Genomic DNA, 15,899 nt, shown 5'->3' with positions numbered 1-15,899 from the left:
TTGAAAAGTACTGAATGCTTTAAAGTGAGTTATTTTTGAATAGATGGTGAAGGAGGACTTATGTTATACATTTGGTCTTATTTGAAGAGATATCCTAAGTGGCTGGTCTTGGACTTTGTTGCGGCAATCTTTTTTGTAATCGTCAATCTAGGTCTGCCAACGGTGCTGGCTCGGATGATTGATGAGGGAATCAATCCTAAGCAGACAGACCGGCTCTTTTTCTGGGCTTGGGTCATGTTTGGCGTTATTATCTTAGGGGTACTGGGGCGAATTGTTTTGGCTTATGCAGCTGGGAAGCTAACGACGACCATGGTGCAGGACATGCGCAATGATCTCTATGCCAAGCTGCAAGAGTATTCTCATCATGAATATGAGCAGATTGGAGTGTCTTCTTTGGTCACGCGCTTGACCTCGGATGCTTTTGTACTCATGCAGTTTGCGGAGCAAACCCTGAAAATGGGTGTCATTACTCCCATGATGATGCTGTCCAGTATTCTCATGATTTTTCTGACCAGTCCGTCTCTGGCCTGGATTGTAGCTGTTTCAGTGCCTTTCTTGGCTGTCGTGGTCATTTATGTAGCGGTTAAAACCAAGCCCTTGTCTGAAAAGCAGCAGAAGACTCTTGATAAGATTAATCAGTACGTGAGGGAAAATCTGACTGGTCTGCGCGTTATTCGAGCTTTTGCAAGAGAAGAATTTCAAGAGAAGCGTTTTGCTGATGAAAATGAGGTCTATGCGCAAAACTCCAATAAGCTCTTTAAGCTGACTGGTCTGACAGAGCCGCTCTTTGTGCAGATTATTATTGCAATGATTGTGGCCATTGTCTGGTTTGCCCTAGACCCCTTGCGGGACGGCAGCCTTGAAATCGGAAATCTCGTTGCCTTTATCGAATACAGCTTTCACGCCCTGCTGTCCTTCCTCTTCTTAGCCAATCTCTTTACCATGTATCCTCGGACGGCGGTATCGAGCCAGCGGCTCAAGGAAGTCATGGACATGCCCATTTCCATCAATCCTAACGAAGATGGTATAATCGAGACAGAGACGCAGGGTTATCTGGAGTTCGACAATGTAACCTTCGCTTATCCAGGTGAGACAGAGAGTCCTGTACTGCATAATATTTCCTTCAAGGCTAAGCCGGGTGAGACTATTGCCTTTATCGGTTCTACTGGTTCTGGTAAGTCTACACTGGTGCAGCTGATTCCGCGCTTTTACGATGTAACACTGGGCAAAATTTTAGTGGACGGTGTGGATGTCCGCGAGTACAATCTTAAGGCTCTGCGTCAGAAGATTGGCTTTATTCCGCAGAAGGCTCTGCTATTTACTGGAACTATCGCAGCGAACCTGCGCTACGGAAAGGAAGAGGCTAGTCAGGAAGAGCTTAGTCAGGCGGCTGATGTTGCTCAAGCCAAGGATTTTATCGAGAGTCGGGAAGAGCGTTTTGAGACTCATCTGGCTGAGGGAGGCAGCAATCTATCCGGTGGGCAGAAGCAGCGACTCTCTATCGCCCGCGCGGTGGTCAAAAAGCCGGAGATTTATATCTTCGACGACTCTTTTTCTGCCCTGGATTATAAGACGGATGCGGTGCTGCGTCGTCGTCTCAAAGAAGTGACAGGTCAGGCTACGGTGCTGATTGTAGCCCAGCGGGTGGGAACTATCATGGATGCTGACCAGATTATCGTTCTAGATCAGGGCGAAATCGTCGGACGCGGCAAGCACGAAGAGCTGATGGAAACTAATGATATTTATCGTGAAATTGCAGATTCTCAGCTGAAGAATCAAGCTTTGACAGAGGAATAGAAAGGAGACTGACATGAAAAACACATCAAGTTTTGCTCGTCTATGGAGCTACCTAAAAGTTTATAAATTTGCAGTCGCCTTTGCCATCTTCCTCAAAATTCTCAGTGTCGTTATGAGTGTCGTCGAGCCCTTTGTCTTAGGTCTAGCCATTACTGAACTGACAAATAATTTACTGGATATGGCTAAAGGTGTGGCTGGCGCCCAAATTAATGTGTCTTATGTCGGCTGGGTCATGGTCTTGTATTTTGTGCGAGCGATTTTTTATGAAATCGGTTCTTACTATTCTAATTACTTTATGACCAATGCAGTGCAGGCTACCATTCGTGACTTGCGCGATGAACTTAGTCATAAGATTAATCGTATCCCCGTTTCTTACTTTGATAAGCATCAGTTTGGTGATTTGCTGGGGCGTTTTACCAGCGATGTCGAAGCTGTTTCAAATGCTTTGCAGCAGTCTTTTCTGCAGGTTATCAATGCAGTCTTCACTCTGATCTTGGTTATCGTCATGGTATTGGTGCTCAATCTGCAGTTGGGTATCATTGTGGTAATTTCGATTCCGATTACCTACCTCAGTGCTCGCTTTATCGTGAAGAAATCCCAGCCGTACTTTAAACAGCAGGCAGATGCACTGGGAGCTATGAATGGCTTTGTTCAGGAGAATTTGACAGGCTTTAATATCTTGAAGCTCTATGCCAGAGAAGAAAGCTCCCAGGAGGATTTTCGTCAAATTACGCAAAATCTGCAAAAAGTAGGTTTTAAGGCTAGCTTTATCTCTGGTTTGATGATGCCTGTTTTGAATGTTATTTCAGATCTGACCTACCTCTTGCTGGCTCTGCTGGGCGGTCTTCAGGTTATTGCTGGGCGCTTGACAGTCGGAAATATGCAAGCCTTTGTTCAGTACGTCTGGCAGATTAACCAGCCCATTCAAAACCTGACTCAGTTAGCAGGTCAGCTGCAGAGTGCCAAGTCTTCTTTAGACCGGATTTTCCAAGTGCTGGACGAAGCAGATGAAGTCAATGATAAGACAGAAAAGCTGGATCAAGATCTGACAGGTCAGGTTAGCTTCAAGGATGTGGACTTCCAGTATGTAGCAGACAAGCCGCTCATTCGGAATTTCAATCTGGAAGTCAAACCTGGAGAAATGGTGGCTATTGTAGGTCCGACTGGTGCTGGTAAAACCACGCTGATTAATTTGCTCATGCGTTTCTACGATGTGACTAGAGGTGCGATTACAGTTGATGGGCATGACATACGACATCTGTCCCGTCAGGATTACCGTAAACAGTTCGGTATGGTGCTGCAGGATGCCTGGCTTTATGAGGGGACTATCAAGGAAAATCTTCGCTTTGGCAATTTGCAAGCCACTGATGAAGAAATTGTAGAGGCGGCCAAGGCGGCTAATGTGGACCACTTTATCCGAACCTTGCCAGGCGGCTACAATATGGAAATGAACCAAGAATCCAGCAATATCTCGCTAGGTCAGAAGCAGTTGCTCACGATTGCGAGGGCTCTTTTGGCCAATCCTAAGATTTTGATTTTGGATGAAGCGACCTCATCTGTCGATACACGGCTGGAGCTCTTGATTCAAAAGGCCATGAAGACACTTATGCAGGGACGGACCAGTTTTGTCATCGCACACCGGCTGTCGACCATTCAGGAAGCGGATAAGATTTTGGTGCTCAAGGATGGTCAGATTATCGAGCAAGGCAATCATGAGAGTCTCTTGGCAGATAAAGGATTCTATTATGACCTCTACCAGAGTCAATTTTCTAAAAAAGCGGAAGAAGTTTAAAAGGTTTGCTAAATCATTTGATAACTGCTAGAATATTAAGCAAAGTGAGGTAGCAATGTCTTTAACTAGTCAAATTATTACAGCAGAATTTCCCGATTTGGATAAGGTTGAGGCTTTAAACCGCGAGGCTTTTCCGATAGAGGAAAGGGTACCTATCAGCGAATTTCTCTGTTATACAAACGATAAGCGGTCTCATTTCTTTGCCTTCTACAATGAGGAAGAATTTGTTGGTTTTGCTTTTGCAGTTTATAACGAAAAAATGTTCTACGTCAGCTTCTTTGCGATTATGCCGCACCTTCGCAGCCATGGCTACGGGGGAGAAATTATTCATAAACTGACAGAGTTTTATCAAAAAACTATGGTTCTAGAGGTAGAACGTGTCGATGAAGAATGTGATAATTTAGAGCAACGTCAAGCACGTATGGACTTCTATAAGCGTAACGGCTTTCGAACGACCAATGCCTTTCTGGAATATGAAGGATTAAGCTTTGAAATCCTGTATTTGGGAGACCATTTTGATGAGGAGGCTTATCGAGATATCTTCCATATGCTGCAAGAGAAGAACTTCTTTGAATTCGAAATTAAGCACAGAAGATTTAGCGATGTGTAAAGAGTGCTAAATGATTTATAGCCATTTTTAAAAGGTTGAGATAAGATGTCTCAACCTTTTTACTATGAAAAATCTCTTTTATTTTGTTTTGGATCGGGATGTATAATATTGTATTTCTCGCGCATTAAGCGTCGGTAGCGCATACCGGTCTGCTGCATCAAAAAAGTCGAAATGACTAAGGACAGGCCGAGTAGAAAAAGGTTATGGCGCAGGATATAGAATAAGAAGCAAGAAATAAACAAGATAAGAGAGTACTGACCAATCAGTTTTTTATCAATCTGGTAGAAGTCGTGGTTGTACCAAGAAGTTGCTAAAGTCCCGATGAAAAAGGCCAGAATGGAAAAGATAAAGAAATAAGTGCCTAATTCATGATGAGCTTTATTGGCAATGAACTGGAGACCAAGAGTAAGAAACATGAGACTCAGTATGATAATCAAATGCGCATAGTGGAGCAGAAGTGGTGAAGCATTTTGATGGTGATTAACATTGATAAAGGTCTGAATAATATAAAAGACAAAGAGAAAACCTAAACCGAGAAAGAAGACAATGCCTTCCAAAGGATAGTGAGTAAGGGGATAGGTGCGGATAATGCTAACAACGGATTCGCCAAAAGTCAGAATTGTCAAAAGCTGCTTGCGCTCCAGAAAGTGAGCGAAATTGAAGCGATCTGTGAAGAGTTATTTTCTGAAAAAGAGGGGCAAAATCAGAGGAAGATAGTAGACTGGAAAAACAGAAAGGGAAAAAGGAATCAGAGTGGTTGCTAGCGGCAGAAGAGCGATAGAATAGATAAGCAAGAAGCTGATATGAAACTTCATGACCCGATTAAATCCTAGCTTTCGTCCCTTGAGATAATATTGGAGGGCAATGGTCAGGTAAGCTAGTATCAGAAAACAATTAAAGGCGATAACGGTAAGCTGGTTATTGGCAAGGACTTCTAGGTCAAAATTGATGTTGAGAGCCAGATTTCCTATCCAGAGCATAAGAAAAATTACTGAGTAAATGTCAATCATGCGAGAATCACCGTATTTGTTGTAGTAATAAGCTTCAGTACTCCAAATGTTTATCATAAAAATGTTGATAGTGATAAAGACTACAATTTGCTGCCAGTTCAAAGGCTCAATATGGATGGCAGAAGTCATCTGACTAATCGCTAAAACAAAGGATAAGTCAAAAAATAGTTCGTAGTTGGATACGCGTTTCGAAGCAATCTTGGACATAGATCTTCCTATAAATAATTAGGAAAAGCAAGCGAAGTCAACATAAAATAGATAAAGAGATAGGTAAGCTCTTTCTAACTTTTCTTCTCCTAGTATAACATAAAGGAGCCGCTCAAGAAAGATAGGTAAAGAAGAGATTGATAAGGAAAGAGATTACGATTTAAAACAAAAAATGTTATTTCGTTTTAAAACATTCAAAAACTCCAAAAAATCTGTGAATAAGCGAGGAATTTGCTCAAAATTCCAGATAAATGATTCGATTTAAATCATATATTTTTTTGATTTGAATCAATATTCTGAAAAAGTTAAAAGTCTTGCGGAGCGGGCCATTTCCGTATATAATGATAAGGCATGAAAAAATTTAAAGGAGATTCCTGTGATTAAAAAAGGTGCCTTGACAGGCTTGCTCTTATTTGGAATATTTTTTGGTGCTGGGAACTTGATTTTTCCGCCCTCGCTTGGGACATTATCTGGCCAGCATTTTTGGCCAGCTATTGCAGGATTTGTTCTGTCTGGGGTTGGACTTGCTGTTCTGACTTTGATTATTGGAACGCTCAATCCTAAGGGCTATATCCACGAGATTTCTCAGAAGATTGCGCCTTGGTTTGCTATTGTCTATCTTGTAGCTTTGTATCTGTCAATCGGGCCCTTCTTTGCTATCCCGCGGACTGCGACGGTGGCCTATGAAGTTGGTATCGCTCCTATGCTGTCTAAAAATATGACAGGTATCGGGTTGATTGTTTTCACGACCCTTTACTTTGCGGCTGCTTATCTGATTTCTTTGAATCCATCTAAGATTTTGGATCGAATTGGACGTATTCTGACGCCGGTTTTTGCAGTTTTGATCATCATCTTAGTCATTCTAGGAGCTTTGAAATACGGAACAACGACACCTCAGCAGGCTGCGGAAGCTTATTCTGCGTCAGCTTTTGGGCAAGGGTTCTTGGAAGGTTATAACACTTTGGATGCCTTGGCTTCTGTGGCTTTCAGTGTCATTGCGGTAACAACTCTTAACCAGCTAGGTTTCAAGAATAAAAAGGAATATGTTTTAACCATCTGGGTTGTTGGTTTGATGGTAGCCTTGGGTTTTAGCGCCATGTATATCGGTTTGGCTTTTCTGGGCAATCATTTCCCAGTTCCAGCCGAGATTATTGCCAAAGGCAATCCAGGTGTTTATGTCCTATCGCAGGCGACACAGGCTATCTTTGGACCTACAGCACAGATTTTCCTTGCAGCTATGGTTACTGTGACTTGTTTTACAACAACTGCGGGACTTATTGTATCGACTGGGGAATTCTTCCATAAAACTTTCCCTAAGGTATCTTATAAAGTTTACGCAACTGTCTTTACTTTGATTGGATTTGCGATTGCCAATCTTGGCCTCAATGCCATTATCCAATATTCTGTTCCAGTCTTGCAAATTCTCTATCCAATTACCATTGTTATCGTACTGATTGTCATTGTCAATAAATTCTTGCCACTATCCAAAATCGGTATGCAATTGACAGTAGCAGCAGTGACTGTGATTTCCTTTGCGGGCATTCTTGGGCAGCAGTTCAATATTACAAAGGTAAGTGATATTGTAAATGCCCTTCCGTTTGCTCAGACTTCCCTGCCTTGGTTGGTGCCAGCTCTAGTTGGAATCCTGCTTTCTCTCTTTTTGCCAAACAAGCAGAAGAGTGAGCGTTTTGAGATGGATTAAAAAGCTAGATTCGATAAAATACCAGCTATGTAAACAGAAGAATTACTTTAAGAAAATAAAGTGATTTCCTAATTAATCTGATTATTAATAAAGTGCAATAAATAGGCGGAAAATACTAGATAGTTCTGACAAGATTATAACGATTACATATTAACATTTGATTATTCAAATATATAATTATTTCTTTATTATTTTTCTATAGATTATAATTAGGAAAAAATTTATTAATTTTTGATTGTTTTTTTGAATAGTAAAGTCATAACCACCCGTGAAAACGGGTGGCTTGTACATCGTCTATAAGCCGTTTCCCTCCAGCGACGTCTAAAGACGTTCGCTGAACTTCGTTCAGGTTAATGCTATGATCACTTGACTAATGCCCGTAAAAACGGGCTTTTATCTTGTTCTAAAACTACCATCTGAGAACGGATCCTCGTACTCTTTGACACTTAACTTATCCAGGGCAATGTCATTTTTCTCTTGATCGCGAATATATTTGGCAACTGTCTTTTCATTGAGGCCAACGGTACTTACATAGTACCCTCTCGCCCAAAACTTTCGATTACCATACTTATATTTTAGGTTGGCATGTTTATCAAATATCATCAAAGCACTCTTGCTTTTCAAATATCCCATGAAATCGGAAATCGAAAGTTTTGGAGGAATCAAGACAAGCATGTGAACATGATCTGGAATCATATGTCCCTCAATAATTTCCACACCTTTGTATTGACATAGATGACGAAAAATCTCAATGAGATCTCGTCTTATTTTGTAGTAAATGGTTTGCGGTACTTGGGGGTATAGATGATATGATATTTGCACATCCATTTGGTATGTGATAAACTGTAACTGGTTTTAGACATTTCTTTTTCCTCCTTTGTCTTACCTGAACAAGTAGATTATACCAGGAAAAAGAAATGAAAGCTCAAAGCCTTGGCAGCCACCAGCTTAGCTGGTGGTTTTCTTGTTTTTCTCTGCGAGAAAAACTGGCTTGAAGCCAAAATAAAAACTATCAAAATAAATTTGATAGTATAAAAAGTTATTTGGCTTTTTTGATTGTGTTTTCAGCAGTACCTTCTTTGTAGTCCAATTTTGCATTAGGTGAAGTGTTTTTTAATGTAACAATTCCAATATCCTTTTTATGTCTTTCCTCTCCTCCAAGTTTGATTTTTTCTCGTTTTCCGTTATTATTTATTGCAACATATCTCAGTTCAATTTTATCTGGGATTAGGTAATTTTTTTTACTGTAAATTGGCGTAACTTTGTAATCGAGCCATTTATCAGGGTTATCATTCAGCCATTTAATAAGCTTGGTTTCATAATATAGTATACTTTTCTTATTATTGATATTAGTGCCTTCGTAGTTTCCAGTATTGACCCATGCAGTCATTGGAACTAGATTTTTTAATTCATCATTTAATCCACTAAATTGGTATCCAATTAGGTGTCCTCTATTCATGAGCCAAGATTGTTTACTACCATCGCCGTAGAAAAATTTATAATTGTGCCAACCAACTGGATCTACGTTTATTTTAGGTTCTCGAGTAACTGTTGGTAAATCATTTTTCTGTAATTGGATATGAGCTCCTGTGGCTCTTCCTTTTTCATCTAACTCGCCGAGTTCAAGTTGCAATTTTTTCTCAAACTTAAGAATTCCTGTTTTTTTATCTTCTTTACTAGATATCTGAACTATTTTGTCTGCGCTAACTATTGAAATTGAGACAAAAGAAAAGAACAGTGTGAAAATTGTAAAAGTGAGAAGAGTAAGTTTACCCATAAACGTTTTTTTCATAAAAAAATCCTCCTAAACTGATTTGATTCTATCATAAATCGTTTAACTAATCAAATTCAAGTTTTTTCAAATCTATCTCCCTATTTTTAGGGAGATTTTTATTTTATACTAGAGTCAGAAATTGATAGAGAGGTTTTTGAAATGGCAACAAGTTTTTTGTTCTTTATTTCTGTTTTTCTGGCGGGGATTCTATCTTTTTTCTCGCCCTGTATTTTACCACTTATGCCAGTCTATGTGGGGATTTTGCTGGATTCGGATCAGCCGAAAGCGGTTCGGTTTATGGGAAAAGATATTTCCTGGTATGGTCTAGCTAAGACGCTCTGCTTTATAGCTGGCTTATCAACTGTATTCTTGGTTTTAGGCTACGGAGCTGGCGCTCTAGGGCAAGTCCTCTATGCCCCTTGGTTTCGCTATGTTCTGGGCGGTATTGTCATTCTACTGGGTATCCACCAAATGGGAATCATCAATATCCAGCAGCTGCAAAAGCAAAAGAGCATCCAACTTAAAAAGAATAGTAAAAGAAGTGATTTTCTTAACGCTTTTCTCTTGGGTATCACCTTTAGCTTTGGTTGGACGCCCTGTGTGGGACCTGTTTTGAGTTCTGTTTTAGCAATTGCAGCTTCAGGAGGCAACGGCGCTCTTCAGGGAGGCTTGCTTATGTTGGTTTATACACTTGGATTAGCCCTTCCTTTTCTAGCCATGGCTTTGGCTTCTGGCTGGGTATTACAGCGCTTTGCGAAACTCAAACCTTATATGGGAACGCTTAAGAAAATCGGCGGTGCACTCATTATTCTCATGGGAATTTTGCTAATGCTTGGAAACCTAAACGTTTTAGCATCATTATTTGGATAAAAATTATATAATTAAAGGAGACACATCATGAAAAAAATCACTACACTTACAATCGCTGCACTTAGTATCTTTGTCCTGGCTGCCTGCTCTAATCAAAAATCAGATTCTGATATGAAGAAGATGGATGACAGCAGCATGATGAAGAAGGATGATATGAAAAAAGACGACATGAAGAAAGAGGATATGAAAGACTCTAGCATGTCTGATGATAAAATGAAAAAGGATGATATGAAGGACTCTTCTATGATGTCCGACAGCAAGTCTGATATGAAAGATGATATGAAATCAAGCGATTCAAGCATGAAGGATGACATGAAAGATTCATCCGAAATGTCATCTGACAAATAAGAATTCCACCATAGGAAAGAAAGTCGTCAGTTTTGCCGGCTTTCTCCTTATTTTGAAAGGAAAGAAAACGATGAAGAAGTTATCGATATTGACTGTCAGTCTGCTTTGTGTTGGCTTACTGGGAGCTTGCTCAAATCAGAAGATGAACTCGGAAGTTTCTAAAAGTGATAAAAGCAATATGCAAACAAAAGCTGATTCTGAGCAATCTACCAAGATGGCCAAGGACTTTAGTCTGCAAGGAGTAGACGGCAAGACCTACAAGTTGTCTGATTTCAAAGGCAAGAAAGTATACCTAAAGTTTTGGGCTTCTTGGTGCTCTATCTGTCTATCTACACTTGGTGATACTAATGATTTGGCTAAGGAGCAATTAGGAAAAGATTATGTTGTTTTGACGGTGGTGTCTCCGACTTTTAATGGAGAAAAGTCTGCTGATGATTTCAAGGAATGGTACAAATCTTTGGATTACAAAGACTTCCCAGTTCTCATGGACAACAAGGGAGAATTGCTGAAAGAATACGGTATTCGCTCTTATCCATCTGCTCTTTTCGTAGGCAGCGACGGTTCTCTTGCCAAGACACATATTGGCTACATGAGCAAGGAAGATATTGAGAAAACACTAAAGGAAATCAAGTAGAAAGGTGCAATGAACATGGAAGGCAAATGGAAAATTCTTCTGGTTCTGCTTGGCTTGCTTGTCTGCTTTGGACTGGTCTATGTGATTGCAGGGAATGGTAAGCAATCATCTCCTGAGCAGATTAAGAAAGCCTCTATGAGCAAGACAGAAACTGTATCCCAACAAAAGCAAGAAGATGTCAAGGAAGAAGATAAGCGGGAGATTTATCTGGCTGGCGGCTGTTTCTGGGGAGTAGAAGAGTACTTTTCTCGCGTGCCAGGTGTAATCGATGCAGTATCAGGCTACGCCAATGGTAAAGGCGACACGACCAAGTATGAATTGGTCTCTCAAACTGGTCACGCTGAGACTGTTCACATTACTTACAATGCCAAGAAAATTTCGCTAAAAGAAATTCTGCTTCACTATTTCCGCATCATTGATCCAACTTCTAAAAACAAGCAGGGAAATGATCAGGGTACCCAGTATCGGACAGGCGTCTACTATACGGATGAAGCTGATCTTGATACTATTAATCAGGTCTTTGATGAAGTTGCAAAGAAATATGATAAACCTTTAGCTGTTGAAAAAGAAGCTCTGAAAAACTTTATCAAAGCAGAAGATTATCATCAGGATTACCTGAAGAAGAATCCTAATGGATATTGCCATATTGATGTCAATCAAGCTGCTTACCCAGTTATCGAAGCTAGTCGCTATCCTAAACCTAGCGATGAAGAGATTAAGTCCAAGCTCTCGCCAGAAGAATATGCTGTCACACAAAAGAATGACACAGAGCGAGCTTTTTCTAATCGCTATTGGGATAAGTTCGATGCTGGTATCTACGTGGATGTGGTGACGGGAGAGCCTCTCTTTTCATCAAAGGATAAGTTTGACTCAGGCTGCGGTTGGCCAAGTTTCACCCGTCCTATCAGTCCAGATGTAGCGACTTACAAGGAAGACAAGAGTTTCAACATGACTCGAACGGAAGTTCGCAGTCGGGTTGGAAATTCCCATCTGGGCCATGTTTTCACTGACGGCCCTAAGGACAAGGGCGGCTTACGCTACTGCATCAATAGTCTGTCAATTAAGTTCATTCCAAAAGCTGAGATGGAGGAGAAGGGCTACGGTTATCTTTTGGATTATGTTTAAGAGCATTTTGATTGAAAATTTGCTATAATAAATCCAGTATAAATAAGGAGTTGAATCTTGTGTATTCAATTATGATTGTAGAGGATGAGTACCTGGTAAGACAGGGGATTGTGTCCTTGGTAGACTATGAACAGTTTGGTATGCAAGTTATTGCTCAGGCTGAAAATGGAAGAGAAGCTTGGCAGAAATTTCAGGAAAATCCTGCTGACATACTGCTGACCGATATCAATATGCCACAGATGAACGGCCTCGAACTGGCTAAGCTAGTCAGAGACCAGGCTCCTAAGTGCCATATCGTTTTTCTGACGGGCTATGATGATTTTGACTATGCTCGGACGGCCATAAAGCTAGGTGCAGATGACTATCTGCTAAAGCCGTTTTCCAAAGATGATGTTGAGGAGATGTTGGCCAAGGTGCAGACCAAGCTCGATAAAGAACGTAAAAAAGCACAGATTCAAAACTTGGTCGATCAGGGGCAACGCTCTGAGTTGGAAGAGGCTATTCACGAGCGTCTAGCTGATTCAGAATTAAGTCTGAAAAGTTTGGCTTTCCAATTAGGGTTTAGTCCGTCCTATCTTAGCGTTCTTATCAAAAAAGAATTAGGCTTGCCCTTTCAGGATTATCTGATCCAAGAGCGGATGAAAAAAGCAAAACTCTTACTCTTAACTACAGATTTGAAGATTTATGAGATAGCAGAGCAGGTAGGTTTTGAAGATATGAACTATTTTTCTCAGCGCTTCAAGCAGGTGGTCGGGCTGACACCTCGGCAGTTTAAAAAAGGAGAGGAGAAATGAAACGATATCCGCTTCTTATCCAGTTGATTGTCTATATTTTTCTGCTGGTTCTTTTACTTTTGGGGTTTGTTGGAAGTCTTTACTATCAGACTAGCTCGGGGACTATTCGACAGCTGACAGAGCGGACGACGCGTAATAGTATGGAGCAAAGCGGGCAGTTCATTGCTTCCTATTTGCAAAAATTAAAGCAAACTACATCTACACTGAGCAAGGAAGAAACAATTCGGAAGTTTGCTCAGGATCAAGAAAGTAGTGAAATGTCAGTTCAGTCTTTGATGAAAACCATCATTGAGACAGATCCGGATTTGGTGTCGGCAGTTTTGGTTACCAAGGACGGGCGCGTGGTCTCGACAGATACTCAAATCAGCATGCAGACATCCTCTGATATGATGAATGAAAAATGGTATCAGGAAGCTGTCCATACCAGAGCCATGCCTGTCTTGACTCCTGCTCGCAAGGAGTCCCTATCATCAGAGAAGGAGAAGTGGGTTGTTTCTGTCACTCAGGAAGTGGTGGATGAAACAGGGCAGAATCTCGGTGTTTTGCGTCTGGATATCGGCTATAAGAGTCTCAAAGCCTATCTGGATCGGCTTCAGCTAGGGAAGAAAGGCTTTAGTTTTATTGTCAATAGCCAGCATGAATTTGTCTATCATCCTAAGAAGAGTGTTTATTCATCCAGTCAGGAAATGAAAGCGATGCAGCCCTATATCTCAGTCAAGGACGGTTACGCAGACCAGAAACAGGCTTTTGTCTACCAAATTGATATCGCGGACAGCGACTGGACTTTAATTGGCGTCGCCTCATTAGAGCAATTGCAGATGCTTCAGTCACAGATGCTTTATTCTTTTGTGGGAATGGGCATTTTAGCACTCCTGCTGTGTTTGACTGGTATTTGGTTTGTTCTGCGTTTGTGGATTAAGCCTCTGCAGAATCTACAAGCAGTTATTCTAAAGATTGGCGCAGGTGACTCAAACCTTCGGGCAGAAGCAAAGGGTTCTCCAGAGTTGGTTGACTTGGCTCAGCAGTTCAATAAAATGCTGGACCAAATTGAACAGCTGATGGAAGCTGTCAAGACTGAAGAACAAAATGTCCGCCGCTATGAGCTCCGAGCTCTCTCAGCTCAAATCAACCCCCATTTCCTTTATAACACCTTAGATACGATTGTCTGGATGGCTGAGTTTAACGACAGCAAGCGTGTTGTTGAGGTAACAAAGTCACTCGCTCAGTATTTCCGCTTGGCGCTCAATCAAGGACACGAACAGATTGCTCTTAAAGATGAGATTGATCACGTTCGTCAGTATCTCTTTATCCAGAAGCAGCGCTATGGCGACAAGCTCCAATATGAGATTGAGGAGGATGAATCTATAGCTGATTATAAACTGCCCAAGCTGGTACTTCAGCCTTTGGTCGAAAATGCCATCTACCATGGCATCAAGGAAATTGACCGACAGGGCATGATTCGGGTGACGTCGGCAGCAGAAGAGGGACAGCTGATATTATCTATCTATGATAACGGCCGAGGCTTTGATGTCAACGCCTCTATGGATGCGACTCTCCTTCGCTTAGGTGGTGTTGGTCTGAAAAATGTCGATCAACGCTTAAGATTGCAGTTCGGAGACGACTACCATATGGAAATCCAGTCCGAACCAGATAAATTTACCCAGATTAGTCTTTATTTGCCGCTAGTTACAGATGATTAGGTCTATTAAGTTTTAAAATATTCAAGCCGGTAGAATTCTCTCCGGCTTTTTACTGTTTGAAAAAAATGTACTGGTTTTGCTGTTCATCAAGCGAAATTTTCTCTTTTCCTAGTCTCATGAGTTTGCAAGAAAATTACCGTAGCCGATTTGTGAAAAATCTATAAGATTCATTTATAATGATAAGTGAATGTATTTTCTACGTAAGTAGTTAGAGGAGAGAAAATGGAATCACCTTTATTTTTTGTGTCAGTTTTTTTAGCTGGTATTTTGTCCTTCTTTTCCCCTTGTATTTTTCCTTTGTTGCCGGTTTATATTGGCATTTTATTGGATGACAAGGAGGTCAAGACCCTAAAAGTATTTGGCCGGGAGCTTGCTTGGCAAGGCATGGTCAGAACGCTCTTTTTCATTGCAGGCATCTCGACAGTCTTCTTTTTGCTTGGCTTTGGAGCTGGATTTTTAGGAACTATTATTTACAGTCCGACCTTTCGTTATGTGATGGGCAGCCTCATCATTCTGCTAGGTCTGCATCAGATGGAGCTTATTAATATTCGTCAGTTACAGATTCAAAAGAGCTTGACTTTCAAAAAGAACGGTCAGAAACATCATTTTTGGTCTGCTTTCTTACTGGGGATTACCTTTAGCTTTGGTTGGACTCCCTGCATCGGTCCGATTCTCAGCTCAGTCCTGGCTTTAGCAGCTTCGGGTGGAAATGGTGCTTTTCAGGGAGCAATTTTGACCTTGATTTACACTTTAGGAATGGCTCTGCCTTTCCTAATCCTAGCTTTGGCATCTAGCTTTGTTATGCAGTATTTTAATAAAATCAAGCCTTATATGGGTCTGATGAAGAAAATCGGCGGAGCCCTGATTATTCTGATGGGAATTCTGCTGATGTTAGGACAGCTTAATGCCCTGTCTGGACTTTTTGGATAAAAGGAGAGAAAGAAATATGAAAAAATTCGTTACATTATTAGCAACTGTGTCAGCTGTAGCCTTTTTGGCAGCCTGCTCAGAACAGGAAGAGAAGCCTATGACTATGCCTACAACCAGTAGTTCATCTAGCGAAGTTGCTCAGACAAGTACAGTCGCCCAAGCAGCTGTCGGTCAAGAGGCGCCTGACTTTACTTTGCAGTCTATGGATGGAAAAACAGTCAAACTTTCTGACTACAAAGGCAAGAAAGTTTATCTAAAATTCTGGGCTTCTTGGTGTGGACCTTGTAAGAAGAGTATGCCAGAATTGGTCGAATTGGCTGGTAAAACAGATCGTGATTTTGAAATCTTGACAGTTGTAGCACCAGGTCTCCAAGGAGAGAAGTCTGTCGAGGAATTTCCAAAATGGTTTCAAGAACAAGGTTATAAAGATGTACCAGTTCTATTTGATACTTCAGGAGAAATTTTCCAAGCCTATCAGATCCGCAGTATCCCGACTGAATTCCTCATTGACAGTCAAGGGAAAATCGGTAAAATCCAGTTTGGAGCTATCAGTAATGCTGATGCAGAAGCAGCTTTCAAGGAAATGAAATAAAGCGAAAAAAGAAT

13 protein-coding genes and 2 pseudogenes are annotated in these 15,899 nt (G+C 41.0%); 12 read left to right on the top strand and 3 right to left on the bottom strand.

Features of this window, described 5'->3' with window-relative positions:
- The first annotated feature begins 60 nt into the window (after positions 1–60).
- From J1C91_RS06185 to J1C91_RS06175, 3 genes are read left to right on the top strand one after another with little or no spacing between them, the layout of a single operon-like run.
- Positions 61–1,797 carry an ABC transporter ATP-binding protein gene (locus J1C91_RS06185; protein WP_125438735.1) on the top strand — a complete coding sequence of 579 codons (1,737 nt, stop codon included), beginning with the start codon at positions 61–63 and terminating at the stop codon, positions 1,795–1,797.
- A gap of 13 nt (positions 1,798–1,810) precedes the next feature.
- On the top strand, positions 1,811–3,589 hold the full coding sequence (locus tag J1C91_RS06180) for an ABC transporter ATP-binding protein (RefSeq protein WP_125438733.1): 1,779 nt from the start codon (positions 1,811–1,813) through the stop codon (positions 3,587–3,589).
- A 55-nt stretch (positions 3,590–3,644) separates the two neighbouring features.
- A complete protein-coding gene (locus tag J1C91_RS06175; protein ID WP_125438731.1) occupies positions 3,645–4,199 on the top strand; it encodes a GNAT family N-acetyltransferase in 555 nt (184 codons plus the stop codon).
- 62 nt (positions 4,200–4,261) lie between these two features.
- Here the strand turns inward: J1C91_RS06175 and J1C91_RS06170 are convergent.
- Positions 4,262–5,416: pseudogene (locus J1C91_RS06170) on the bottom strand (low temperature requirement protein A).
- A gap of 376 nt (positions 5,417–5,792) precedes the next feature.
- Between J1C91_RS06170 and brnQ the strand changes: the two are divergent.
- Positions 5,793–7,118 carry a branched-chain amino acid transport system II carrier protein gene (gene brnQ, locus J1C91_RS06165; RefSeq protein ID WP_125438727.1) on the top strand — a complete coding sequence of 442 codons (1,326 nt, stop codon included), beginning with the start codon at positions 5,793–5,795 and terminating at the stop codon, positions 7,116–7,118.
- Between the two features lie 393 nt (positions 7,119–7,511).
- Here brnQ and tnpA read toward each other — a convergent pair.
- A pseudogene (tnpA, locus tag J1C91_RS06160) lies at positions 7,512–7,981 on the bottom strand (IS200/IS605 family transposase).
- A gap of 176 nt (positions 7,982–8,157) precedes the next feature.
- The gene (locus tag J1C91_RS06155; RefSeq protein WP_002909794.1) at positions 8,158–8,910 is read right to left on the bottom strand and encodes a DNA/RNA non-specific endonuclease; all 753 of its coding nucleotides are present in this window, start codon (positions 8,908–8,910) and stop codon (positions 8,158–8,160) included.
- Positions 8,911–9,051: 141 nt separating this feature from the next.
- On the opposite strand from J1C91_RS06155, the gene ccdA2 (J1C91_RS06150) reads away from it, so the two are divergent.
- The 8 genes from ccdA2 (J1C91_RS06150) (at position 9,052) to sdbB (ending at position 15,885) form a co-directional block, all read left to right on the top strand.
- Positions 9,052–9,762: a thiol-disulfide oxidoreductase-associated membrane protein CcdA2 gene (gene ccdA2 / locus J1C91_RS06150; RefSeq protein ID WP_002909793.1), complete on the top strand. Its 711-nt coding sequence runs from the start codon at positions 9,052–9,054 to the stop codon at positions 9,760–9,762.
- A 27-nt stretch (positions 9,763–9,789) separates the two neighbouring features.
- The gene (locus J1C91_RS06145; RefSeq protein WP_002909792.1) at positions 9,790–10,110 is read left to right on the top strand and encodes a hypothetical protein; all 321 of its coding nucleotides are present in this window, start codon (positions 9,790–9,792) and stop codon (positions 10,108–10,110) included.
- Positions 10,111–10,180: 70 nt separating this feature from the next.
- Positions 10,181–10,744, top strand: a complete 564-nt coding sequence (locus J1C91_RS06140) for a redoxin family protein (protein ID WP_125438725.1) — start codon at positions 10,181–10,183, stop codon at positions 10,742–10,744.
- Between the two features lie 15 nt (positions 10,745–10,759).
- On the top strand, positions 10,760–11,869 hold the full coding sequence (gene msrB / locus J1C91_RS06135) for a peptide-methionine (R)-S-oxide reductase MsrB (RefSeq protein ID WP_125438723.1): 1,110 nt from the start codon (positions 10,760–10,762) through the stop codon (positions 11,867–11,869).
- Positions 11,870–11,928: 59 nt separating this feature from the next.
- Positions 11,929–12,663 carry a response regulator transcription factor gene (locus tag J1C91_RS06130; RefSeq protein ID WP_125438721.1) on the top strand — a complete coding sequence of 245 codons (735 nt, stop codon included), beginning with the start codon at positions 11,929–11,931 and terminating at the stop codon, positions 12,661–12,663.
- A complete protein-coding gene (locus J1C91_RS06125; protein WP_125438719.1) occupies positions 12,660–14,363 on the top strand; it encodes a cache domain-containing sensor histidine kinase in 1,704 nt (567 codons plus the stop codon). The genes J1C91_RS06130 and J1C91_RS06125 overlap by 4 nt, the downstream gene beginning before the upstream one ends.
- A gap of 222 nt (positions 14,364–14,585) precedes the next feature.
- Positions 14,586–15,293, top strand: a complete 708-nt coding sequence (ccdA2, locus tag J1C91_RS06120; protein WP_002906613.1) for a thiol-disulfide oxidoreductase-associated membrane protein CcdA2 — start codon at positions 14,586–14,588, stop codon at positions 15,291–15,293.
- A 16-nt stretch (positions 15,294–15,309) separates the two neighbouring features.
- Complete coding sequence (gene sdbB, locus J1C91_RS06115; protein ID WP_002906611.1) at positions 15,310–15,885, top strand: thiol-disulfide oxidoreductase-associated lipoprotein SdbB; 576 nt, start codon at positions 15,310–15,312, stop codon at positions 15,883–15,885.
- The last annotated feature ends 14 nt before the right edge of the window (positions 15,886–15,899 follow it).

The organism is Streptococcus sanguinis, assembly GCF_050222175.1.
GTDB lineage: Bacteria > Bacillota > Bacilli > Lactobacillales > Streptococcaceae > Streptococcus > Streptococcus sanguinis_M.
This window is presented reverse-complemented; position numbering and strand designations above follow the sequence as displayed.

Excerpts from the sequence above, each read along its gene's own strand:
- J1C91_RS06145 (WP_002909792.1), top strand. The coding sequence starts at position 9,790 with ATGAAAAAAATCACTACACTTACAATCGCTGCACTTAGTATCTTTGTC.
- msrB (WP_125438723.1), top strand. The coding sequence starts at position 10,760 with ATGGAAGGCAAATGGAAAATTCTTCTGGTTCTGCTTGGCTTGCTTGTC.
- ccdA2 (WP_002906613.1), top strand. The coding sequence starts at position 14,586 with ATGGAATCACCTTTATTTTTTGTGTCAGTTTTTTTAGCTGGTATTTTG.
- J1C91_RS06185 (WP_125438735.1), top strand. The coding sequence starts at position 61 with ATGTTATACATTTGGTCTTATTTGAAGAGATATCCTAAGTGGCTGGTC.
- J1C91_RS06140 (WP_125438725.1), top strand. The coding sequence starts at position 10,181 with ATGAAGAAGTTATCGATATTGACTGTCAGTCTGCTTTGTGTTGGCTTA.
- sdbB (WP_002906611.1), top strand. The coding sequence starts at position 15,310 with ATGAAAAAATTCGTTACATTATTAGCAACTGTGTCAGCTGTAGCCTTT.
- J1C91_RS06125 (WP_125438719.1), top strand. The coding sequence starts at position 12,660 with ATGAAACGATATCCGCTTCTTATCCAGTTGATTGTCTATATTTTTCTG.
- J1C91_RS06175 (WP_125438731.1), top strand. The coding sequence starts at position 3,645 with ATGTCTTTAACTAGTCAAATTATTACAGCAGAATTTCCCGATTTGGAT.
- ccdA2 (WP_002909793.1), top strand. The coding sequence starts at position 9,052 with ATGGCAACAAGTTTTTTGTTCTTTATTTCTGTTTTTCTGGCGGGGATT.
- J1C91_RS06180 (WP_125438733.1), top strand. The coding sequence starts at position 1,811 with ATGAAAAACACATCAAGTTTTGCTCGTCTATGGAGCTACCTAAAAGTT.
- J1C91_RS06155 (WP_002909794.1), bottom strand. The coding sequence starts at position 8,910 with ATGAAAAAAACGTTTATGGGTAAACTTACTCTTCTCACTTTTACAATT.